This window comes from Tateyamaria omphalii, assembly GCF_001969365.1.
Taxonomy (GTDB): domain Bacteria; phylum Pseudomonadota; class Alphaproteobacteria; order Rhodobacterales; family Rhodobacteraceae; genus Tateyamaria; species Tateyamaria omphalii_A.
The window spans coordinates 15367-37732 of sequence record NZ_CP019319.1 but is presented as its reverse complement, the minus strand read 5'-3'; the positions used below and the strand labels follow the sequence as shown (position 1 = coordinate 37732).

Genomic DNA, 22366 nt, shown 5'->3' with positions numbered 1-22366 from the left:
TTGGAGCATTCATAATTGCCACCTCATAAAAATCGTTTGGATTCAATATCTTCCGCGCACTGAAATTCAAAAAATAGCGAAAGAGTAAAATGATATTGACCCTACGTTAGTGCAAAATTCATCATTCTGACAACCTCTAACATCGCCGTGAACACGGTCTGGAATACCCCCATTGCCCGGCTGTCTGTCCTTCGTTAGGGTTTTGAACATCTGTGGGTCACGGGTCCGGTTTTGCCGGGCGCATGAGCCGTTTCGGAGCGCATGTGAGTGTCATGTCCAAACCCCCTTTTTTCGCAGCGCCCGGGCGTCGGGCCAGCCAGGGCTTTGTTGCGCTGATGGCGGGCGGTATGATCGTGTTGACCGGAGAGGTCGTGCCCAACGTGACCTGCCCCGCGATCCGCACCGCAGAGGGCAAGACCGTGGCGCTGTCACATCTGCCCGGCGCCTTTGCCATCGGCGATATGGTGACCGTCACCGGCAGCGGCTACGCGCCCTCGGCCACCTGCCAGCAAGAGGTGCTGGTCGTCACCAAGGCGGCTGGATCCGACGGCTGATCCCTGAACATCCGGCGCAATGTTTCGCGCGCGAAACATCTTGGGCCCTACCCTCCCGCTTCGGTCGTCGCGCGTCTAGCCCTGACGTGACAGCCAGCGCCGCAGCGCGGTCTCGAACGCGCCCGTGACATCCGCACCGGTCAGGGTCAGGCTGCGCCGTCCGTTCTCGATCCGCGCGGTGACGGTGATGTCACGCGGCGCGGACGGCCTGGGCGGGTCTGGCGGGTCAACGCGTCGGGTGGGCGGCAGGCACGCCTCCAGCACGGCTATCTCGTCCGCCGCCGTGTTGGGGGGCCGCATGAGCAGCGCGCCCTGGATATGGCGCACTGTTCCGGGATCATCCTCCAGCCGCTTGACCAGGCTCAGCCCCAGCCGCTCCGGGATGGCACTGGGATGCTGCAGGAGACTGTCGAGCGCATGATAGAGCCGCATGAAGGATCCGATCTTGGACCGCCGGGCCCGGCTCGCGGTGGCGAACAGGCCGCGCAGCGCCGCCTGCTCGCTCGGGAACACCCCCTGCTCTGCCGCGCGCACCACGATGCGGGCGCGCTCGTAATGGCTCAGCCCCACGCGGATCTCGTTTTCCTCGACCATCGCCACGTAAGCCTCCGCCGCCGTGTCGGGCTGGCGCAGCAGCGCGAGGACCTGGGCAAACCGGGCCTCGCCCGTGTCCTCATAAAGCGCGCGCAGCGCCGTCAGACGGCGCCAGCCCGAGATCAGGCCATATCCCGTTTCAGTGGCCATCACCTCGATCGGGGTCTGCTGCCCGCGCGCGATCAGGCTCTGTTTCAGGGCCTCCAGCGCGTCAGTGTCATGAGCCAGCCGGTCCCGTACCAGATGCGCGGCGTCGATGACGTCCAGATCGAGCTCGAGCACCAGAAGCCCGTCGCGCCGGATGCGCTGCATTTCTGCGGTGACATCCTCCAGCGCCGAGGCCGTGGCCGACGCGCCGGCGATCTGGCTGATCGGGGCCGCACCGGGCAGCGGCATCGACTTGGTTTCCGGGGCTGCGGCGCCCGGGATGTCCTGATCCAGCCGCGCCGGTGTCAGTCTTTTACGTTTGGCCATGCCCCTGCCCTTTCCCTCATATCTGTCCGGTCACATCTGCTGCGCCCGGAAATGTTTCGCGCGCGAAACATCAGCCGCTCTCTGCCGCCAGAACCTCGCGCCGCCAGGCCGCCACGAGCAGCTTTTTGAACGCGGCATAGGTGGCATCAAATGTCTCGCGGCCGCGCATATAGGTCTCGCGGTTGAAGTCGCGGTAGTCCGTCTCGTAGATGCCCGACACCTGCTCGCCCGCCTGGCCGATCAACGCGGTCACGTCCTGACGGTGCGGCGACAGGGCCCGGCCCAGATAGGCCTGCATCAGACCCGCAAGTTCGGCCTGCTGCGCGCCATCATAGCGGGTGATGACCGCCTGCACCGCATCCCATTCAAAGGCCATCTCGGGCCGCCCCAGCGCACGGGCCGCCATGTTCTCGCCATCTTCGATCGAGCGGAAGGTCGAATGGAGCATGTCAAAGAACCGGCCCGTGCTGTCGAATTCCAGAAAGGAGGCGCCGAGCGGGACCAGCAGGATATCGGCGGCGCTGAGACCGTTGATCGTGAGATAGCCAAGCGCCGGAGGCGTATCGAGAAAGACGATGTCGTAATCATCGAGCACACCGTCCTCGGCCAGCCGGTCCGACAGCGCGTCCCACAGCTTCCAGCCGCGCGCCTGCATCCGCCAGACGGGGATCTGGAATTCGGCCCAGTAGAGGTTCAGCTGCGCGCCGATCAGGTCGATATTGGGCCAGTGGGTCGACTGCACCAGGTCCTGCGTGCGCAGCTTTAACGCATCGTTCATCACATCGTCGATGGGGTGGGGGGCGGCGCCGCGGTCAAGCCGGGCCTGGTTGTCCTGCTGCAGATGGGCCGCATAGTGCCGGGCCAGCAGCGGAAAGACCGTCTGCCATTCATCCGACACCGTGCCGCCGAAGATCGAGGTCATGGAGCCCTGGCTGTCCAGATCCACCATCAGCACCTTGTAGCCATCAAGGGCCGCGGACATGGCCAGGTGGGCGGCGGTGCTGGTCTTGCCCACGCCGCCCTTGAAGTTGGCGACAGCCACGATCTTGGCGGGCAGGCGCTCGGGGCGGTAGGGCAGGTAATCCTTGGCCTTGGACCCTTCCGCGGCGAAAAAGGCACGCAGGCGCAAAACCTCGTCGAGGGTGAACCACTTGGCGCCGCCCTCGGTCTCGGACTGGCCCTGGGGCAGGTCTGGGTTCTGTTTCAGCACGCGCCTGAAATGCGCACTCGCCACCGGGATCAGATAGCGTGTAATCTCCCAGGTGGAGAAGCGGCGCAGCTGCTTGCGCCCGTCTTCGGCCAGGCCCCGCCCGGCCAGATCCGCCCGCCCCCGCGCGCAGGCCTCGGCCAGGTCGGCAAAGCGGGCCACATCCGTGGGATCCGGCAGATCGGCCAGCGCAGCATCGGGGGAGATGTTGAAATAGGGGGGGAGATCTGTGCTCATTGACGGCTCGATGTATTATGTTTTCCGCAATGTAGCATAAAACGTGGCATATGAAATAAAACTTGACCCGCCTCTCTGCTTTTTCTTTGAAATCAAGGGGTTTTATCGGGTGCAGCGATGCCTGCTGAGGCGCTGAAGGCCGGGTTTTGAAAAGTCTGTGCTGTTATGAATCTGTTATTACTTCTGTTACAGTGCTTTGTCTGGATGAGATTTATCGTCTTTCCTGTCGTAAAAACAACGTGTTGCGCCTGGCGCGCTTTTGGTCGGGCGACTCTGATACCACGACAAGGCGACTCTGAACCCACGATGGAGTGACTCCGATCCCCCGAAAGAGCCGGGGTCACCGCACTGGACGCATCTTGTGGATAACTCTAGCGTGGTGTCACTGAAACCACGAAGCCGTCCGGCCGATTCCCTTCGCATGAATGTGCCGGGATCATCGGACCATCAGAACGCGGCGCGCAGGATCAGGAGCAGCAACGGGACAGCCTCATGACGGGTGCCACACTTCCTCCGGCCGGGCAGACGGCTGATTTCTTTCTGTGCGACATCTTCGATGCGCTGCCCAAGGGCGATCTGGCGACGATGGAGCACCCGATCTTTTCGCTGTCCACGCGCCCCGACCGCAAGCTGGTGCAGTACCGGCACAATGATGTGAGCGTCGAGATCACGCCGTCGGTCAAGGGCCGCGCGACGATCCATGACAAGGATATCCTGATCTATTGCGTGAGCCAGCTGGTGGCGGCCCTGAATGCGGGCCGTCCGGTCAGCCGGGTGCTGCATCTGACCGCCCATGACCTGTTGGTGGCCACGCGGCGCGACACGTCCGGCGACAGCTACCGCCGCCTGCGCGAAGCGTTCGAGCGGCTGGCGGGCACCCGCATCACCACCAATATCCGCACCGGCGAGACCGAGACGACAACCGGGTTCGGCCTGATCGAAGGCTGGGAGATCGTGCGCCGCGCCCAGGGGGGGCGCATGATCAGCGTGATGGTCACCTTAAGCGACTGGATCTTTCGCGCGGTGACCGCCCGGTCGGTTTTGACCTTGAATAGAGACTATTTTGCCCTGCGCCGCCCGCTGGAGCGGCGGCTTTACGAGCTGGCGCGCAAGCATTGTGGCCGCCAGCCGCAATGGCGCGTGTCGGTGGACACGCTTTTGAAGAAATCGGGGTCGGGCAGTCCGCGCCGGGTGTTTCGCGCCATGCTGCGCGACATCATCGCGAGCGGGCAGGTGCCCGATTACGATCTGGTCCTTGAGCCGGGCGATGTGCTCTGCGTGACCCCGAAGGCCGTGGTGATCGAGCCGGGCCTGGCCCCGGTTCTGTCGGCGGACGCGCTGGAGGCCGCCCGCGCGCTGGCCCCGGGCGAGGATGTCTATGCGCTGGAGGCGGATTGGCGCGCCTATTGGGTGCGCGGCGGCAAGGCGCGGCTGCGGTCGGCGGATCGCGCGTTTCTGGGCTGGGTCAGGGCGCGGCAGGCTGCGTTGAAGTAGCGGGCGTTGCGCGGGCTGCGGATTGTGCGCACGCGCTGGTAGGGAAACGGTTACCGCCGACAGGGCAGGGTGCGCCGTCTTTCGTTCAGAGCCGGGACCCGCCACATGTCAGATACGTCGCCGTTGCTTGCGCTGCCCTATATCCAACCCAGCCAGGCCCAGAAACATGTCACCCATAACGAGGCGCTGCGTCTGCTGGACGCGATCGTGCAGCCGGCGGTCGAGACGCTGGATCTGAACACGCCGCCCTTGGTGCCGGATGTGGGCGCGCGCCATGTGGTGGGGCCGCTGGCCGGCGGGGCCTGGGCCGGGCATGCGGGCAAGCTGGCCGTCTGGCAGCCCGAAGGGGTGTGGCTGTTTCTGACCCCGGTGGTGGGCTGGACGGTCTATGTGCAGGACGTGGCCCAGTGGGCCGCCTTTGACGGCACCGCCTGGGCGCTGCTGGAGGGTGCCTTGCCCGACCAGGCCCCGCAGCTGGGTCTGAACACATCCGCCGATGCCACCAACCGCCTGGCCGTGGCTGCGGACGCCACGCTGCTCACCCATGAGGGGGCGGGGCACCAGCTGAAGCTGAACAAGAATGCCGCCACCGACACCGCGAGCCTGCTGTTCCAGACCGGCTTTGGCGGGCGGGCCGAGATGGGCCTGACGGGCGAGGATGCCTTTTCCGTCAAGGTCAGTGCCGATGGGGCCAGCTGGTCCACCGCGCTGCGGGCCGATCCCGCCAGCGGGGCCGTCACCTTTCCGGGCGGCGGCGTGCGCCCGGCGGCCACGGGGCCGATCACCTATTATGTTGACCCTGTGCAGGGCAGTGACGCCGCCGACGGGCGCAACCCCGGCGCGGGCGCCTTTGCCAGCCTGCCCCATGCCATGTCCATCATCTGCCGCTTTGACGCGCTGGGGCATGACGTGGAGATCCAGCTGGCCGACGGCACCCATACCTTGCCCGCCCCCATCGTCATCGACCACCCGCTGCCCGGCATCCGCGACGTGGTGGTCCGCGGCAATGCCGGGGATCAGGCCGCCGTCACCCTGAGCGGGCCCGATGACCTCTTTCGTCTGGAAAGCTGCCGGGTCCGTCTGGTGGACCTGACCCTGGAAAGCACCGGGTCGGGCAGTTTCCTGGTGGTGTCGCGCCACGGGGCGCAGGTGGTGCTGGACAGCGTGGTCTTTGGTGCGGCGGGCAAGGGGCACATGGATCTCGAGGACGGGTCGGTCTATGTCACCGGCGCCTGCCGGATCACGAGCGGGGCGCAGTTTCATGCCCGGCTTGAGCTGTCGGCGCGGCTGTCGATCAACCAGGCCGATTATACCCTGACGGGCACGCCGGACTTTGCCGGCATGTTCATCAAATGCGGCGAGGTGTCGGTGGCCCGCGTGCGCGACACGACCTTTACCGGCGGGGCCACGGGGCAGCGCTATTTCATCTATGAAAACGCGCTTTTGAGCACGGGCAATGCCGGGGCCACCTTTCTGCCCGGCAATGCGGCGGGCACCACCAGCCAGGGCGGCCGCTACCGGTAGGGTGCGGGTGACGTCCGGGCGGGCAGGGGCCGTGCCTGCCCGCCGGGTCTGAAGGCGATGCCAGGAAGCGAACCCGTTGAGCGCGGCTTCGCCTGGCCTGTTAAGCGTGGCTTCGCCTAACCCGTTGAGCGCGGCTTCGCCTGACCCGCTAAGCGCGGCTTCGCCTAACCCGTTAAGCGCGGCTTCGCCGCGACGCGGCGAAGCGACGTGACACCCTCCAGCCTCTTTGTTAAGACCCTCGGGACTAGGACCAACGACCCGAGGATCCCGCCATGCAGATCGAAGAAACCAAGCTGCCGGGGGTTCTGATTCTGCAGCCCAGACGGTTTGGCGACGACCGCGGCTTCTTCTCTGAGGTCTGGAACAAGCAGACATTTGCCAAGGCAGGAATCGAGATGGAGTTCGTGCAGGACAACCACTCGCTCAGCCGTCAGGTGGGCACGCTGCGCGGCCTGCATTACCAGTCGCCCCCCCATGCCCAGGACAAGCTGGTGCGTGCCGGCGCAGGCACCGTGTTCGACGTGGCGGTGGACGTGCGTGTCGGATCACCCACCTATGGCCAGTGGGTCGGCGCGGAACTGTCGGCCGAAAACGGCAAGCAGATCCTGATTCCCAAAGGGTTCCTGCACGGGTTCGTCACCCGCACGCCCGATGCTGAACTTTTGTACAAATGCACCGATGTCTATGCGCCCGACTGCGACGGATCCGTCTATTTCGACATTCCCGAGATCGGTCTGGACTGGGGCATTGACCCGGCAGAGGCCATGCTGTCGGACAAGGACCGCAAGGCCGTGCGCTTTGCGGATTTCAACAGCCCATTTCAATTTGAAGGATAGATCATGAAACTTCTGGTGACCGGAGGGGCAGGGTTCATCGGCTCTGCCGTCGTGCGACAGGCCGTGGCGCAGGGACATCATGTGGTGAACGTGGACAAGCTGACCTATGCCGCCTGTCTCGACAATGTGGCGAGCGTGGGCAACAGCCCGTTTTACGCCTTTGAAGAGGCCGATATCTGCGACTGGGACGCGATGGTGCGCATCCTCGATACCCACCAGCCCGATGCGATCATGCACCTGGCCGCCGAAAGCCACGTGGACCGGTCGATCGACGGGCCGGGAGAGTTCATCCACACCAACGTGACCGGCACCTACACGCTGCTTGAGGCCGCGCGCCGCTATTGGGACGCGCAGGGCAAGCCCGAGGGCTTCCGCTTTCACCACATCTCGACCGACGAGGTGTTCGGCAGCTTGGGCGAGACGGGCCAGTTCACCGAAACCACGCCCTACGATCCGCGCAGCCCCTATTCGGCCTCCAAGGCCGCGTCCGACCACCTGGTGCGCGCCTGGGGCGAGACCTATGGCCTGCCCATCGTGCTGACCAATTGTTCCAACAATTACGGCCCCTTCCATTTCCCTGAAAAGCTGGTGCCCGTGGTCATCATCAACGCGCTCGAGGGCAAGGACATCCCCGTCTACGGCCAGGGCGTGAACGTGCGCGACTGGCTTTATGTCGAGGACCATGCCGATGCGCTGTTGACTGTGCTGCAAAAGGGCGAGCTGGGCCGCAGCTACAATATCGGCGGCGAGAACGAGGCCCGCAACATCGACATCGTCACCACGATCTGCGGCATCCTGGATGACAAGCGCCCCAAAAGCAGTCCCTACGCAGAGCAAATCACCTATGTGACCGACCGTCCGGGCCACGACATGCGCTATGCCATCGACCCGACCCGCATCGCCACCGAACTGGGCTGGCGCCCCTCCGTGACCCTGGAACAGGGTCTGGAAAAGACGGTGCAATGGTATCTGGACAATGAAGACTGGTGGCGCGCCCTGCAGGCCCGCAGCGGTGTCGGAGAGCGCCTGGGCAAGACAGGGTAGGGTCCATGCCGATCTTCCGCATAGGCTCTGATCTGGGATTTTTTGCCCATGTGCCCAAATGTGCGGGCTCTTCGATCGAGACCTATCTGGCAGAGCGGTTCGGACCACTAGCCTTTGTCGACCGCGCCTTTCGCGAACAGTCCGGTCCGCAGCGCTGGACCAAATCGTCGCCCCAGCACCTGCCGGTCAGCGCGCTGGAGCGGCTGTTTCCGCCGGGGTTCTTTGCCTGCAGCTTTGCCGTGGTGCGCGACCCGGTGGACCGCTTGCGCAGCGCCTTTCAGGTGCAGCGCGACGTGATCGGGCGGATTCCCAGGAAGACCTCGTTTGGCGCGTGGCTGACCACCGTCGAGGACGCCCATGCCAGCAAGCCCTGGTATCTGGACAACCACGCCCGCCCCATGGACGACCTGGTGCCCGAGGAGGCGGTGATTTTCCGGCTGGAGGACGGGCTGGAGCCGGTCGTGGCCTGGCTGGACGCGCAGGCGGGCAACGCGGATGGCCCGCGCCAGATCGGCACACAGAACACCCGGGCGGATATTTTTGCCAGCCGCACGCAGGACCTGCCGCCGCGCCCGCCGGTGCGCAAGGCCGACCGCGTGGCGGTGGCCCGGATTTTTGCACGGGACTATGCCCGCTTTGGCTATGATCCCGAGAAGGAGAATTGAGATGGATGTTTTGATTTTCGGCGCCAGCGGCCAGGTCGCCCGCGAGCTGGCCCTGCAGGCGCCGGAGGGGGTCAGCGCGACCCATCTGGGCCGTGACCGGGCCGATCTGGGCGATCCCGCCGCCTGTGCGGCCGCGATCCGGGCAGCGGCCCCGCAGGCGGTGATCAATGCCGCCGCCTACACCGCCGTCGACCGCGCCGAAGAGGAAGAAGAGGCCGCCCGCGTCGTGAACGGGGAGGCGCCCGCCGCCATGGCCGCTGCCGCTGCCGCACTGGGTGTGCCCTTCATCCACATCTCGACCGATTATGTCTTTGCCGGGGACGGGGAGGCGCCCTGGCGCCCCGAGGATCCCACCGGCCCCCTGGGCGCCTATGGCCGCACCAAGCTGGCGGGCGAGGAGGGCGTGCGCGCCGCGGGCGGCGCCCATGCCATCCTGCGCACGTCCTGGGTGTTTTCCGCCCATGGCGGCAATTTCGTAAAGACCATGCTGCGCCTTGGCGCCGAGCGGGACCGGCTGACCATCGTGGCCGACCAGATCGGTGGGCCCACGCCCGCCCGCGACATCGCGCGCGCCTGCTGGCGCATGGCCCAGGCCCTGGCCGCGGGGCAGGGCGCCAGCGGCACCTATCATTTCTCGGGCAGCCCGGATGTCAGCTGGGCCGATTTCGCGCGTGAGATCTTTGCCCAGGCGGGTCTGGCCCCCGAAGTCGTGGACATCCCCACCAGCGACTTTCCGACCCCGGCGGTCCGTCCCCCCAATTCCCGCATGGACTGTTCCAGCCTCAAGGCCACCTTTGGCATCGAGCGCCCCGATTGGCGCGCGGGCCTGGCCGAGGTGCTGGCCGATCTGAGCGCTGCCGCCTGATCCCATTCCAACTGCATCCATTTCACGAAGGACCCATAGTATGACCAAGCGCAAGGGCATCATCCTGGCCGGGGGCTCCGGCACGCGGCTTTATCCCATCACCATCGGTGTGTCGAAGCAGCTGCTGCCGATCTATGACAAGCCGATGATCTATTACCCCCTGTCGGTGCTGATGCTGGCGGGCATCCGCGAGATCGCCGTCATCACCACGCCGCAGGACCAGGACCAGTTCAAGCGCACCTTGGGCGACGGCAGCGCCTGGGGCATCGCGCTGACCTATATCGTGCAGCCCAGCCCCGACGGGCTGGCGCAGGCCTATATCCTGGCCGAGGATTTCCTGGCCGGTGCGCCGTCGGCCATGGTGCTGGGCGACAACATCTTTTTCGGCCACGGCCTGCCCAAGCTGATGGACGCCGCCGATCAGGCCGACGCGGGCGGCACCGTCTTTGGCTATCACGTGGCCGATCCAGAGCGCTACGGCGTGGTGGATTTCGACGATGCGGGTGCGGCCCGGTCGATCATCGAAAAGCCCGAGGTGCCGCCCTCGAACTATGCGGTGACGGGGCTGTACTTTCTGGATGGCACGGCGCCGGAACGCGCCCGCGGGGTCAAACCCTCGGCCCGGGGCGAGGTCGAGATCACGACCCTGCTGGAAACCTATCTGCACGAGGGCACGCTGAACGTGCAGCGCATGGGCCGCGGCTATGCCTGGCTGGACACCGGCACCCATGGCAGCCTGCTGGATGCGGGCAATTTCGTGCGCACCTTGCAGATGCGCCAGGGCCTGCAGACCGGCAGCCCCGACGAGATCGCATATGAGCACGGCTGGATCACCACCGAGCAGCTGAAGGAACGGGCGGAGCTCTTCCGCAAGAACACCTATGGCGAGTATCTTCACGAGTTGCTGGGCTAGGACCGGGGCACGCCGATGTTCCGCCGCGCCATACAGCTTTTCAGGCGCTATGCCCGCTGGCACGAGGATCTCGAGGCGCCCGGCTTTGCGCTGAGCGATGAGGGGTCGGGCGAGGCGATGGGTCAGGTCGAACGGGTTCATCTGACCCGCGGCCTGATCCGCGTGTCGGGCTGGTGCCGGACCCGCACGCTGGATCTGGTGATCGGGGGCACCTCCCATGCAGGCCAGCCGACCCTGTCGCGGCTGGATGTGTCGGCGGCCCATGATCTGGATCCGGTACAGCCCTATGGGTTCGTGGTCGAGGGGGCCTATGACGGGGCCGCGGCCTGCCATCTTGTGCTGAACGGCCCGACCCGGCCCCATGTCTTTCCCATCGCCATGCCGTCGGCCCGGGCGCGCAGGCGGGCACGCCTGCGGGTGGGGCAGGCCTTTGTCCGGGATGTCTGGCGCATCGCCCCCGTCATCCTCCGCTGGCTCGTGACCCGTGACGACGCGCTGCGCGCACCCATCAAGCGCGGCCTGCGCTTTGAGGAGCCCGGCGCGTGGGCGCTGCGCTTCGATCCGGCCGTGCTGCCGTCTGCAAAGACTGAAGCAGTCTCTGACAGGGGCGAAAGTGCTGCGCCGATCACCATCGTCCTGCCGGTCTTCAACGCGTTCGAGCTGTTGCAGGAGGCGTTGTCCCGGGTTTTGTCCCACACCGATCTGCCCTGGCATCTGGTGATGATCGAGGATGGCTCGACCGACCCGCGCGTGCGGCCCTTCCTGCGCGACTGGGCGGCCGAGCATGCGCAGGGACAGGGAGAGGGGCAGGGGGACGCGCCGCGCATCACCCTGATCGAACATGACGACAACCTCGGATTTATCCGGGCGGTCAATACGGGCCTTGAGGCGGCCGCAGGGCGCGCGGGGCATGTGGTGCTGCTGAATTCCGACGCGCTGGTGCCGCAAGGCTGGGCCAGCCGCCTGCTGGCCCCGATGCTGGCCGATGACAGCGTGGCCAGCGTCACGCCGATGTCAAACGATGCCGAGATCTTTACCGTGCCTGCGATCTGCCAGCGCGGCGCGCTGGCACGCGGCATGGCGGATGCCATCGACCGCGTGGCGCAGACGCTGCCCCCCGGCCCACCGGGCACCACCCGGGCCGAGGCCCCCACGGGCGTGGGGTTCTGCATGGCCATGAACCGCCGCTTTCTGGACAAAGTCCCCTTGTTAGACACGTATTTTGGCCGCGGATACGGGGAAGAGGTCGACTGGTGCCGCCGCATTGCCGCCCTGGGCGGGCGGCATCTGGGCATTGCCACGCTGTTTGTCGAACATCGCGGCGGCAGCTCTTTTGGCAGCGCGGCGAAACAGGCGCTTGTGCTCAAGAACAATGCCATCATTTCCGAGCGCTATCCCGGCTATGATACCATGGTGCAGGATTTCATCCAGACCGATCCGCTGGTCAGCGCGCGCGTGGTGCTGGGGCTGGCCTGGGCTCAGGCACAGGTCGGGGCACAGGTCGGGGCACGGGTCGGGTCGGACGGGGCGGTGCCGATCTATCTGGGCCACACCATGGGCGGCGGGGCCGAGACCTATCTGCAGGGGCGCATCGCGGCGGACATTGCCGCAGGCGGCGCGGCCGTAACCCTGCGCGTGGGCGGGCCGTTGCCCTGGCTTTTGGGTGTGCATGGCCCCGGCGGGGTGACCCAGGTCGCGCTTGACGACACCGGCGTGCTGTCGCGCCTGCTGGCGCCGCTGACCCGGCGACGGATCATCTATTCCAACGGGGTGGGCCATGAGGATCCGGTCACCCTGCCCAGCGTTCTGACCCGGCTCAAGCGGGGCCCGCAGGACCGGATCGAGGTGTTGCTGCATGATTTCCTGCCGCTCAGCCCGTCCTACACGCTGCTGGATGCAAAGGGGCGCTACCGGGGGGTGCCCGCGATGGACAATGCCGATCCTGCACACCAGTCCGAACGCGCCGACGGCACGCCGGTCCCGCTGTCGGAGTGGCGCACCGCCTGGGGTGGCTTGCTGGCCGGAGCGGACCGGATCGTGGCCTTTTCCGACAACAGTCGTGATCTGTTGCAGACGGCCTATCCGGAGGCGGCGGACGCCTGTGTGGTCGCGCCGCACAGCCCGGACCTGACCGGGATCGCGCGGGTGCGCCCGCCGGCACAGGGTGCCCGCCCGGTGATCGGTGTGCTGGGCAATATCGGCTATCAGAAGGGGGCAGGACTGTTGCAGGATCTGGCCCGTCATCTGGGCCAGAGCGGGGCCGCCGATCTTGTGGTTGTCGGCAATATCGACCCGGCCTATCACCTGCCGCCGCCCGCGCGCGTGCATGGCAGTTACCAGGTGGAGCATGTGCCCAATCTGGCAGCCCGCTATGGCATCACCTGCTGGTTGATCCCGTCGGTGTGGCCCGAGACGTTTTCCTATACCACGCATGAGGCGCTGGCGACGGGGCTGCCGGTCTGGGCCTTTGATCTGGGCGCGCAGGGCGACACCGTGCGTGCCGCGGCCGCCCGCACGGGGCAGGGTGGGGTGATCCCGCTGGACATGCAGGGCAAGCCCGATGTCGATGATCTGGTCACCCGGATGACCGCCCCCGCGGCGGGGGCCGCCCGCGCCGGGCGGGGCTGACATGCGCACCTGCCTGTTTCACATCGGCATGCACAAGACCGGCAGCACCGCCCTGCAACAGGCGCTCGGGGCTATGCCTGCGACCGCTGGGCCATGGCCGACACCGGGCTGGCCCCCAACCATTCCCTGGCCATGCTGTTGCAGGCGCTGACCCCCGAGGAGGGCAAGCTCGAACAGCTGGCCAAGCAGGGCCTTGATGCAGCGGGCGAAGCGGCCCTGCGTGACCGCACCCGCCGCCATCTCGAGGCGTTTCTGTCGCGGACCACGCAGGACATCATCATCAGCGGCGAGGGTTTGACCTCGGGCCGGATGACGGCGCCGCGCATCGCCCGCCTGCTGGACTGGCTGGCCCCCTTCTTTGACCGGTTCCGGGCCGTGGCCTATGTGCGCCCGCCCGCCGATCTGGTGGTCAGCATGTTTCAGCAGCGGGTCAGGAACCGGCTGGACCGGTTCACGCTGCCGGTGGTGGCCTATCGCGACAAGCTGGAGCCGTGGGTTCAGCTTTTGGGGGCCGATCAGGTGGTCCTGCGTCCCTACCTGCGGGACCATCTGGTGGGGGGCGACGTGGTGCGGGATTTTGCGCATCTTCTGGGTCTGGATGGGGCGCGCCTGCGTGCATTGCCGCCGCAGAACACCGGCCTGCCTGCGGGGGCGGTGGCGCTGCTGTATCTGTGGAACCGGCAGGGGCGCGTGTTTCTGCCCGGCCCCGATGCGCCCCGGCGCAAGCGCAAATTCATCGCCCGGCTGGCGCAGGTCGGCGGGCCGTCCTTTGGCTTTGCGCGCCCGCTTCTGGCCCGGCATGTTGCCGGGCGGCGGGCCGATCTGGACTGGTTGGGTCAGTGGATCGAGGCCCCGATGGACCAGCTGCCGCCCGAAGCGGCCTGTCAGGTCGCCACGCAAGAGGACATGGATGCCCTGGCCCTGGCCCAGGCGCCCGCGCTGCAGGCGCTGGCGCAGACCCCGGCCCCGGCCCGCGCGCTGGAGGGGCTTGGCCGTCAGATGCAGCGGCTGGCCCCGCACACGGTGCGGTTGCCGCCGGAGCTGGTGCAGGCGCACGGGTTGGGCAACGAGGCCGTCGCCGCCTATCTGGCGCAGCGCTGACCGGCCCGGCTTCTAGCCGTCATTCAGCAGGAAGCGGTGATAGCGGCTGAGAAACACCAGCCCGATCAGCCACAGCCCCAGGCCCAGCCCATAGACATAGAGCGGCTCGACATAGGTGGCGTCATAGCTGGGATAGAACCCCCGCCGCATCATCCCCACCACATGCACAAGCGGGTTGTACCACAGGATGTCCCGGTAGGGCTGCGGGATGCTTTCGAACAGAAAGAAGATGCATGAGATGATGAAGAGCGGCCGGGTCAGCACCGACCAGGCCCGTTGCCAGATCGGGAACATGGTGAACAGGAAGCAGTTGATGGTGCCCACCCCGATGGCCAGCACCGCCGCCATGGCAAAGGCCGAGAAGATCACCGGCAGGTCTGGGGCGGTCCGCGTCTCGAAGATGACAAGGATGCCCACGAAGATCACATAGCCCACCATCAGCTGCGTCAGCAGGTTGACGATGAACCGGGCCACCATGGCATCCACATAGGTCACGGTCGGATATTCCAGCAGCCGCTTGGAGAACAGCAGCGATGTGGCCACCTTGCCCGACAGGTCCGTGTACATCAGGAACGGCACCATGCCCGTGGCATAGAAGATCGCAAAGTTGATCCCGATCGACGGCGACCGGAAGCCAAGCGAGAACAGGGCCGACAAAAGCGCGATGCCGAGCGCGGGTTCCAGCACCGCCCAGATATATCCGCCGGGCGAGCGGCCATAGGTTGTCGACATCTCCCGCAGGATCAGGGCCAGGATGGTGCGCAGGCTGGCAAAGCGCCGGACCGCGCGCACCGGTTTCTGCGGGGCGGGGAAGTCTGTCATCGGATCGCCTCTTGTGGGGGCACACGGATCACCGGGTGGCTGTATCTCGCCATCTCTGCTGGCCTTCAATCGTCGGATTGGCTACCAACATGCTGTCAGGATAAATTTGATAAGCTCAAGTCACAACCACATGGCAAATATCCCCGCACCTGCATCCAATCGCCCTGTATCCGCAGCGGACGTGCATGAAATAGGGCCCGCCGATGAGGCGGCGGCGCGTCAGGCCGAGCAGCGTAAGCGGAAAAAAGCCCGCAAGGAGGCCGCGCAACAGGCGGTCGAGGTGCCCGCACCTGCGCCGGCCCCCCCGCCATCGAGCCCCCCGGCCCGTCCGGCCCGCGTGCGGCGGCGGCACTGGGGTGTGTTGCTGAGCTTCGTGCTGCTGGTCATGCTGCCCTCGGGCGGGGTGGCCTGGTATCTGTGGGAACGCGCCGTCGATCAATATGCCTCGACCGTGGCCTTTTCCGTGCGCAAGGAAGAGGCGGGGTCGGCGGTCGAGCTGCTGGGCGGGATCACCGAGCTGTCCGGGTCCAGCTCGTCCGACACCGACATTCTCTATGAGTTCATCCAGAGCCAGCAACTGGTCTCCGACATCGACGCCCTGCTGGATCTCGACACGATCTGGTCCCTGCCCGGCGATGCAGACCCGTTCTTTTCCTACGATGCCACAGGCACGATCGAGGATCTGGTGGGGCACTGGGAGCGCAAGGTGCGCATCTACTATGACAGCGGTTCGGGCCTGATCGAGGTGCGCGTCCTGGCCTTCCGGCCCGACGACGCCACGGCCATCGCCACGGCGATCTATGACCGGTCCTCGGCCATGATCAACGAGCTGTCGGACATCGCGCGCGAGGATTCCATCCGCTATGCGCGCGCCGATCTGACCCAGGCCGAGGACCGGTTGCGCGATGCCCGGGCCGCGGTCACGGAATTTCGCAATCTCAACCAGATGGTGGATCCCGAAACCGACATCGCCACCCAGGCGGGCCTGCTGGGATCGCTGCAAAGCCAGCTGAGCGAGGCCCTGATCGAGGTCAACCTGCTGCGCGACATCGCGCGTGACAACGACCCGCGCATCGAACAGGCCGAACGGCGCGTGCGCGTGGTCGAGGAGATGATCAGTCAGGAACGCCGCAAGCTGGGCTTTGGCGATGACGGGGCCGAGGGCGAGGTCTTTGCCAACCTGGTGGGCGAGTTCGAGCGCCTGGCCGCCGACCGCGAATTTGCCGAGCGCAGCTATACCGGGGCGCTGGCCTCCTACGATTCCGCCGTGGCCGAGGCCCGCCGCCAAAGCCGCTACCTGGCTGCCCACGTGCTGCCCACCGAAGCCCAGCGTGCGGATTACCCCAAGCGGTGGACCCTGCTGGGCCTGGTGAGCCTGTTCATCTTCCTGGCCTGGGCGATTGCCGTTCTGGTGGCCTATGCGCTGCGCGACAGGCGTTGAGCGGCGCCGGGGCCGTGCCCGGCACATGATCCGGCACATGATCCGGCACATGGCCCTGTACGGGGGCAGGGGGCGACCATGATCGAGCTCAGGAACCTCACCAAGATCTTTCGCCTGAAGGGCGAACAGAAGGTGGTGGCCGACAATCTCAACATGACCTTTCCCAAGGGCCGGTCGGTGGCCCTGTTGGGGCGCAATGGCGCGGGCAAGTCCACCTTGCTCAAGATGATTGCCGGCACGCTCGATCCCACCTCGGGCGAGATCGTGTCGGAAGGCACGATCTCGTGGCCGGTGGGCTTTGCCGGGTCGTTCCACCTTGACCTGACGGGGGCGCAGAACGTGCGTTTCGTGGCCCGGATCTATGGCGTGGACACCGATGAGCTGGTGGCCTTTGTCGAGGATTTCGCCGGGTTAGGGCCGCATTTCCACCTGCCGATCTTTTCCTATTCCTCGGGAATGAAATCGCGGCTGGCCTTTGGCGTGTCGATGGGCATCGACTTTGACACCTATCTGGTGGACGAGGTCACGTCGGTGGGCGACGCGGCCTTTCGCGACCGCAGCCGGGTGCTGTTCAACGCCCGCATGGAGCATGCAGGCGCCATCATGGTGTCGCACAGTCTGGGCATGGTGCGCAGCATGTGCGATGCGGCGGCCGTGCTCGAGGGCGGGCAGCTGACCTACTATGACGACATCGAAGAGGGCATCGCCCACCACAAGGACAACATGGCCCACAGCACGTGACGCGCGCCTGACCGCCGACCTGGGCGCGGGACATGCCGGGAGGGATCAGTCGCGCTGCGCAGGCGGGCGATACTCCTCGAGCCGGGCCAGTGTCGGGGCGCGCAGGGCGTCGGTCTCGGCGACGACGTCGGGATATTCGTCCCGAAACCGCGCGGCATAGTCAGTGTTTTGCCCGGTGCCGACCTTGCTGTGGGTGCTGTCGGGGGGCGGTGTCTTGAGCCGGGCAATGCCCAGATGGCGGCACATGGTGTTGACGACCCGGTGCGGTTTGACCGCGAGGTTGCGCTCATAGCTCATGCGAAAGGGCCGGGCGCCTGTTTCGGCAAAGAACGCCTCTGACCCCTGTTCGGCGGCCAGGATATGGGCAAGCCAGCGTTTGATTTCGGCCCCGTCATAGGCATAGGCCCGCTCGCGTTCGGTGATGTCATCGGCGCTGACCTGGGGGGCGTGGCTGATGTCGGTCTGCACCATCTTGTGCAGGGACACGGCCTGGGCCACGATGTCCTCGCGGATCAGGAAAAAGCTGTGCCAGTCGGCCACCGGGAAACGGGCCGCAAAGGCCGCGTTTTTACCAAAGACCTTGATCAGCTGGTGATGGGTGATCTGAAATCCATAGACATTGCGCGTGTTGCGCCGCCGTTCGAGGATCGCGATATATTCATCCATGTTCCGCGCGTTCAGCGCCCGGGTCATGCGCGGCATGAAATTGGGGTTGAAACATTCCCCCGGCTGGCTGAGCCGCTTGGTGCGCATCGCCAGATCGGTCAGCCAGGAACTGCCCGATCGCGGTGTGAAATGCATCACGTAGCGGGTGCGGGCGGCAGGTTTTTCGATCTCCTTGTCGAACCGGTCCCGGTCCAGCTCTGCCGGGGACGCAAAGGTCTTCCACATGCGAGGTCAATCTTTCTCGTGTTTCAATATGGCCCGGCTTACAAATCCCGTCAGACCTTTGCAAACAAAAGCCCGACCGCGCGGGTGATCCGGCAAAAGGGCGTCAGAAAATGTCGATATCGTTGGCAAGGGCGGCCAGATCCGCCACATCCGTCAGCACCACCCGGTTGCCGCCGCCAAAGGACAGGTAGGCGTCGCCATTGTCGATCCGGCCAAAGCTGTTGACCAGCTCTTGGGCCGTCAGTTGCCCGCCGCCCCACATCGCATCGTCGAGCCGCAGCACGTCGCGGCCCAGTTCGAAATCATCGACCTGATCGCGCCCCGACACGATGATGAACGTGTCTGCGCTGGCCCCGCCCACATAGGTGTCATCGCCCGCCCCGCCGCTGAGCGTGTCGCGCCCGGCGCCTGCCACCAGCGTGTCGTGCCCATTGCCGCCGTCCAGCCGGTCCACGCCCGCACCGCCCTCGAGCCGGTCATTGCCGCTGCCGCCATAGAGCGTGTCATCGCCGCCGCGCCCGTCCAGCGTGTCGTGGCCACCCGATCCCCAGATGCGGTTGTCCTGCCGGTCGCCGCGCAGATCGTCGCCGTGGGCGCCGCCATAAAGATCCTCAATCTCGATATAGCGGTCTCCCCGGGCCTCGCCCGTGTTGAGGCTGATCTGTTTCATGTCGATCACCAGATCGGGACCCGCATCGCGGTAATCCGCCCGGTCGCGGTCCGCGCCCCCCTCGAGCCGGTCGCGCCCGGCGCCCCCGATCAGCACATCGCGGCCATTGCCGCCATAGAGCGTGTCATTGCCGCCGCGCCCTTCCAGCGTGTCATTGCCGCCGATGCCCCAGAGCCGGTTGTCCTGCCCGTCGCCGCGCAGGTCGTCCTCGTGGGCCGATCCGAACAGGTCCTCGATGCTGACATAGGTGTCGCCCGCCGCCTCGCCGGTGTTGCGGGACATGTCCTGCATGTCGATCACGACGCCGGTGGTGGCCGTGCGGTATTCGACCCGGTCGCGCCCCGCACCGCCGTCCAGCCGGTCCCCGCCGGTGCCGCCGTTCAGCGCGTCGTTGTCTGCCCCGCCATAGAGACTGTCCCGCCCATCGCGCCCGGTCAGGGTGTCATTCCCGGACCCGCCCCAGAAGCGGTTGTCCTGCCCGTCACCGCGCAAGTCATCCCCCCGGTCGGTGCTGCGGATGTCCTCGATATCAATCAGCTTGTCACCGGCCGCGTCGCCGGTGTTGCGCGCGGCGACCTCCATGTCGATGCGCACGGGGCCCGCGCCGCCGCTGTAATCGGCCAGATCGCGGTCGGCGCCGCCTTCCATCCGATCGGCCCCGGCGCCCCCGATCAGCACATCGCGGCCATTGCCGCCATAGAGCGTGTCATTGCCGCCGCGCCCTTCCAGCGTGTCATTGCCGCCGATGCCCCAGAGCCGGTTGTCCTGCCCGTCGCCGCGCAAATCATCCGCCTGGGTCGCACCGTAAAGGTCTTCGATACTGATGAACGTATCGCCTGCCGCCGCACCGGTGTTCAGGCTTGCGTCCTGCAGGTCGACCCGCAGTGCGGTGGTGGCGCTTCGGTAATCCGCCCGGTCCCGGTCCGCCCCGCCGTCCAGCCGGTCCGCCCCGAGGCCCCCGATCAGCACATCGCGGCCGTTGCCGCCGTAAAGTGTGTCATTGCCGCCGCGCCCTTCCAGCGTGTCATTGCCGCCGATGCCCCAGAGCCGGTTGTTCTGCCTGTCGCCATGCAGACCGTCGGTATGGGTCGAGCCATAGAGGTCCTCGATACTGACGAAAACGTCGCCCGTCGCCTCGCCTGTATTGGCGGCGACATCCATAAGATCGACCCGCACACCGGCGCCCGCGGTCCGGTAATCCGCGCAATCGCGCCCGTCGCCGCCTTCCATCTGGTCCGCGCCCGCGCCGCCGCGCAGCGTGTCATTGCCGGATCCGCCGGTCAGCCGGTCATCACCGCCGCCTGCGTTCAGCATGTCGCGCCCGCCAAAGCCGTGCAGCCACTCGCCCTGGTTGCCCCCTGCAACGCATCGTCCCCCGCGGTGCCCGCGATGTCCGGGGTGGGGGGGGCGGCGGCGTGTTCATCAGCACCACGCCCGCCTCGGCAAAGCTGCCGGCAGTCATGGGGTGTTGATTGTGCGCGATCACGATCAGCCGCTCGCCCTCGAACACCAGCTCGGCCCCGGTGGCGGTGCTGGTGATCTGCAGCTGGGACAGGGCCGTCAGGTCCGTGAACGCCCGCAGGTCGATCGTGTCGTTGTTGGGGTTGAAGTCGCGGATGGTGTCGGTGACCCCGTCGGCCGCCAGCACGAAGGTGTCGTTGCCGCCGCCGCCGGTCAGGCTGTCCCGGCCCGCACCGTCCTGCACCGTGTCGCGGCCCTCGCCGCCTTCCAGAGTGTCATCGCCATTGCCCCCGATCAGCGTGTCATTGCCCGATCCGGCCCGGATCAGATCGGCCCCGTTGCCGCCATCCAGCAGGTCATTGCCCGTGCCGCCATCCACCGTGTCGGCGCCGCCCATGGCGTATATGGTGTCGCGCCCGCCCTGCCCGGTGATGGTTTCGGCCCCTGCCGTGCCAACAAGGCTGTCATTGCCCGATGTGCCGCCAAGGTCCTGCGGCTCTGTCGGATCCGGCGGAGGGGGTGGTGGTGGCGGCGGAGGGGGTGGAGGTGGAGATGTTTCCTCGATCGGCTGCAGCATGTGCTGCAGGCCGAAGTCGATCCGCCCGGCAATCTGCGCGACGCTCAATGAGGCGCCGTTATGCGTCTCTATCACGAGGGTTTCGCCACGATATGTGATCTCGCCGCCTGCGGCGGTGCTGCGGATCTCAAGCTGGTTCAGGGCATAGAGAAAGCTGTATTCCGACAGGTCGATCCAGTCGACCCCGACCTGAAAATCCCGGATCCGGTCCGTCTGACCATCCTGGATCATCAGGAACCTGTCACTGCCCGCGCCGCCCCACAGCTGATCGCTGCCCGATCCGTCGATCAGGATGTCGGCCCCGCCGCCGCCGATCAACCGGTCGTTTCCGGCACCCCCCCACAGCACGTCACCTGCCGCACCCCCGGTCAGCGTGTCGGCATTCCCCGAGCCGGTCAGGGGGGCCGACAGCGGGCCGGGGTCGATCTGCAACCGGGTGATGCCCGCCTCACCGGACCCGGCGGCAAACACCTCGATCCGGCCGTTCACATACGCTGCGGTGATGTCGGTGATGTTGGTCAGGGCCGTCAGCGTGTCATCGGCGATGGTGTCGAGGTGCAAAAGCCGCCCGCCCGGCAGCAGCGTCATCAGGCTGAGCCCGTCATCAGCCCCGCCCGCCAGCACGAAGATGCGGCCATCGGCCTCGACCACCTCAAGCGCGGTGATCCCCTGGAACCGGGTGTCGAGGCTGTCGATCACGTGGTCGGTCACCAGCAGATCGCCATTTGCCCCCACCTTGACCACACTGATGGACGAACTGCCTGCCGCGGCCACCAACGCATAGGCCACCCCGCCCATCTCTGCCGTGACAAGTGCTGTGGGCGTGGCGATGCCCAGCCCGGTCATCGCATCGAGGCTGTCGCCGGCCTGCAGGGCGCCGTTGCTGCCCACCTTGAAACTGGCCAGGCTGTTGTCCGTCGCCGACACCGCCAGCACGAAATGATCGCTGCCCACCTGCACCTGCGCGAGGGCGGGAATGTCGACGCCGCCATTGGCGCTGCCGAAATTGACGGTGCTTTTCTGTACCATGGTGGTGCCGGACAGGGTCCAGGCCGTCAGGCCAGCCCCGTCGCTGTCGCTGGTGATCAGGATCTGGGTGCCGCCCACCTGCATGACCTCGAGCGCGGCAAAGCTCTGGGTGCCGGGTGCGTTCAATGTCACCTTGCCGCCCAGCGACCCGTTGCCGTTGATCACATAACCTTCGAGCCCGGTCGAAAGCTGGCCGAAGCGCACCATCACGTCCTGGCCGTTCACGGTCACGGCCTCAAGCTCGGACACGTCGCCCAGGGTGCCGCCACTGCCCATCGCCTGCTGTTCGATCACCCCGAGGCTCTGGCCGATGCTGAACACCGACGTGCCGCCGCCAAAGGCGGTGGTTGCGTAAAGCCGCGCCTGACCGCCGTCCCAGACCACGTCAAGGTCGCTCAGACCCGTCAGATAGACCGCGGGACCGCCCAGAATCGTCTCTACAAAAGCAAACCTGCCCACCCTCGGCTCCTATGACGTCACTCACCCCTGAGTGGGTTCAGGATGCGGGCGGGCAGCTAACAGAGGGACAACAGACGGTGGCAGCTTTGTGCCGGGGGCGGCAACTTTGTGTCCACGGGTGGCAGCTTTGTGGCCTATG

18 protein-coding genes are annotated in these 22366 nt (G+C 66.3%); 12 read left to right on the top strand and 6 right to left on the bottom strand.

Features of this window, described 5'->3' with window-relative positions; all coding sequences use genetic code 11:
* The first annotated feature begins 242 nt into the window (after window positions 1–242).
* The gene (locus BWR18_RS21310; RefSeq protein ID WP_076630998.1) at window positions 243–554 is read left to right on the top strand and encodes a hypothetical protein; all 312 of its coding nucleotides are present in this window, start codon (window positions 243–245) and stop codon (window positions 552–554) included.
* A gap of 75 nt (window positions 555–629) precedes the next feature.
* Here the strand turns inward: BWR18_RS21310 and BWR18_RS21305 are convergent, their stop codons facing one another.
* Window positions 630–1622 (bottom strand): ParB/RepB/Spo0J family partition protein, encoded by a 993-nt coding sequence (locus BWR18_RS21305; protein WP_076630995.1) that lies wholly within the window; start codon window positions 1620–1622, stop codon window positions 630–632.
* A gap of 70 nt (window positions 1623–1692) precedes the next feature.
* Complete coding sequence (locus BWR18_RS21300) at window positions 1693–3066, bottom strand: AAA family ATPase (protein ID WP_076630993.1); 1374 nt, start codon at window positions 3064–3066, stop codon at window positions 1693–1695.
* A gap of 492 nt (window positions 3067–3558) precedes the next feature.
* Between BWR18_RS21300 and BWR18_RS21295 the strand changes: the two genes are divergently transcribed.
* The 9 genes from BWR18_RS21295 to BWR18_RS21255 all read left to right on the top strand — a co-directional run bounded on the left by BWR18_RS21295 (window position 3559) and on the right by BWR18_RS21255 (window position 14136).
* On the top strand, window positions 3559–4560 hold the full coding sequence (locus tag BWR18_RS21295; RefSeq protein ID WP_076630991.1) for a replication initiator protein A: 1002 nt from the start codon (window positions 3559–3561) through the stop codon (window positions 4558–4560).
* A 105-nt stretch (window positions 4561–4665) separates the two neighbouring features.
* Complete coding sequence (locus BWR18_RS21290) at window positions 4666–6084, top strand: DUF2793 domain-containing protein (protein ID WP_076630989.1); 1419 nt, start codon at window positions 4666–4668, stop codon at window positions 6082–6084.
* Window positions 6085–6356: 272 nt separating this feature from the next.
* Window positions 6357–6920 carry a dTDP-4-dehydrorhamnose 3,5-epimerase gene (gene rfbC / locus BWR18_RS21285; protein ID WP_076630988.1) on the top strand — a complete coding sequence of 188 codons (564 nt, stop codon included), beginning with the start codon at window positions 6357–6359 and terminating at the stop codon, window positions 6918–6920.
* Between the two features lie 3 nt (window positions 6921–6923).
* Window positions 6924–7964, top strand: coding sequence for a dTDP-glucose 4,6-dehydratase (gene rfbB, locus BWR18_RS21280; protein ID WP_076630987.1), 1041 nt, complete (start codon window positions 6924–6926; stop codon window positions 7962–7964).
* Between the two features lie 5 nt (window positions 7965–7969).
* Complete coding sequence (locus BWR18_RS21275; protein WP_076630986.1) at window positions 7970–8629, top strand: sulfotransferase family 2 domain-containing protein; 660 nt, start codon at window positions 7970–7972, stop codon at window positions 8627–8629.
* Between the two features lies 1 nt (window position 8630).
* Window positions 8631–9494 carry a dTDP-4-dehydrorhamnose reductase gene (gene rfbD, locus BWR18_RS21270; protein WP_076630985.1) on the top strand — a complete coding sequence of 288 codons (864 nt, stop codon included), beginning with the start codon at window positions 8631–8633 and terminating at the stop codon, window positions 9492–9494.
* A 40-nt stretch (window positions 9495–9534) separates the two neighbouring features.
* Window positions 9535–10407, top strand: coding sequence for a glucose-1-phosphate thymidylyltransferase RfbA (gene rfbA, locus BWR18_RS21265; protein WP_076630984.1), 873 nt, complete (start codon window positions 9535–9537; stop codon window positions 10405–10407).
* A 15-nt stretch (window positions 10408–10422) separates the two neighbouring features.
* On the top strand, window positions 10423–13035 hold the full coding sequence (locus BWR18_RS21260; RefSeq protein ID WP_076630982.1) for a glycosyltransferase: 2613 nt from the start codon (window positions 10423–10425) through the stop codon (window positions 13033–13035).
* Between the two features lie 93 nt (window positions 13036–13128).
* Entirely contained in the window at window positions 13129–14136 is a 1008-nt protein-coding gene (locus tag BWR18_RS21255; RefSeq protein WP_076630980.1) for a hypothetical protein, read from the top strand.
* A gap of 12 nt (window positions 14137–14148) precedes the next feature.
* On the opposite strand, the gene BWR18_RS21250 is transcribed toward BWR18_RS21255, so the two are convergent.
* Window positions 14149–14958: an ABC transporter permease gene (locus tag BWR18_RS21250; RefSeq protein WP_076630978.1), complete on the bottom strand. Its 810-nt coding sequence runs from the start codon at window positions 14956–14958 to the stop codon at window positions 14149–14151.
* Window positions 14959–15088: 130 nt separating this feature from the next.
* Here BWR18_RS21250 and BWR18_RS21245 point away from each other — a divergent pair, with 130 nt between their 5' ends.
* Window positions 15089–16399, top strand: coding sequence for a capsule biosynthesis protein (locus BWR18_RS21245; RefSeq protein WP_254685034.1), 1311 nt, complete (start codon window positions 15089–15091; stop codon window positions 16397–16399).
* Window positions 16400–16477: 78 nt separating this feature from the next.
* Complete coding sequence (locus BWR18_RS21240; protein WP_076630976.1) at window positions 16478–17140, top strand: ABC transporter ATP-binding protein; 663 nt, start codon at window positions 16478–16480, stop codon at window positions 17138–17140.
* A 45-nt stretch (window positions 17141–17185) separates the two neighbouring features.
* Here the strand turns inward: BWR18_RS21240 and BWR18_RS21235 are convergent, their stop codons facing one another.
* The 3 genes from BWR18_RS21235 to BWR18_RS22315 form a co-directional block, all read right to left on the bottom strand.
* Entirely contained in the window at window positions 17186–18031 is an 846-nt protein-coding gene (locus tag BWR18_RS21235) for a Stf0 family sulfotransferase (protein WP_076630974.1), read from the bottom strand.
* A gap of 103 nt (window positions 18032–18134) precedes the next feature.
* Entirely contained in the window at window positions 18135–20015 is a 1881-nt protein-coding gene (locus BWR18_RS21230) for a calcium-binding protein (protein WP_076630972.1), read from the bottom strand.
* Window positions 19993–22227, bottom strand: a complete 2235-nt coding sequence (locus BWR18_RS22315; RefSeq protein WP_076630970.1) for a calcium-binding protein — start codon at window positions 22225–22227, stop codon at window positions 19993–19995. Before BWR18_RS22315 ends, BWR18_RS21230 begins: the two co-directional genes overlap by 23 nt.
* Between the last annotated feature and the right edge of the window lie 139 nt (window positions 22228–22366).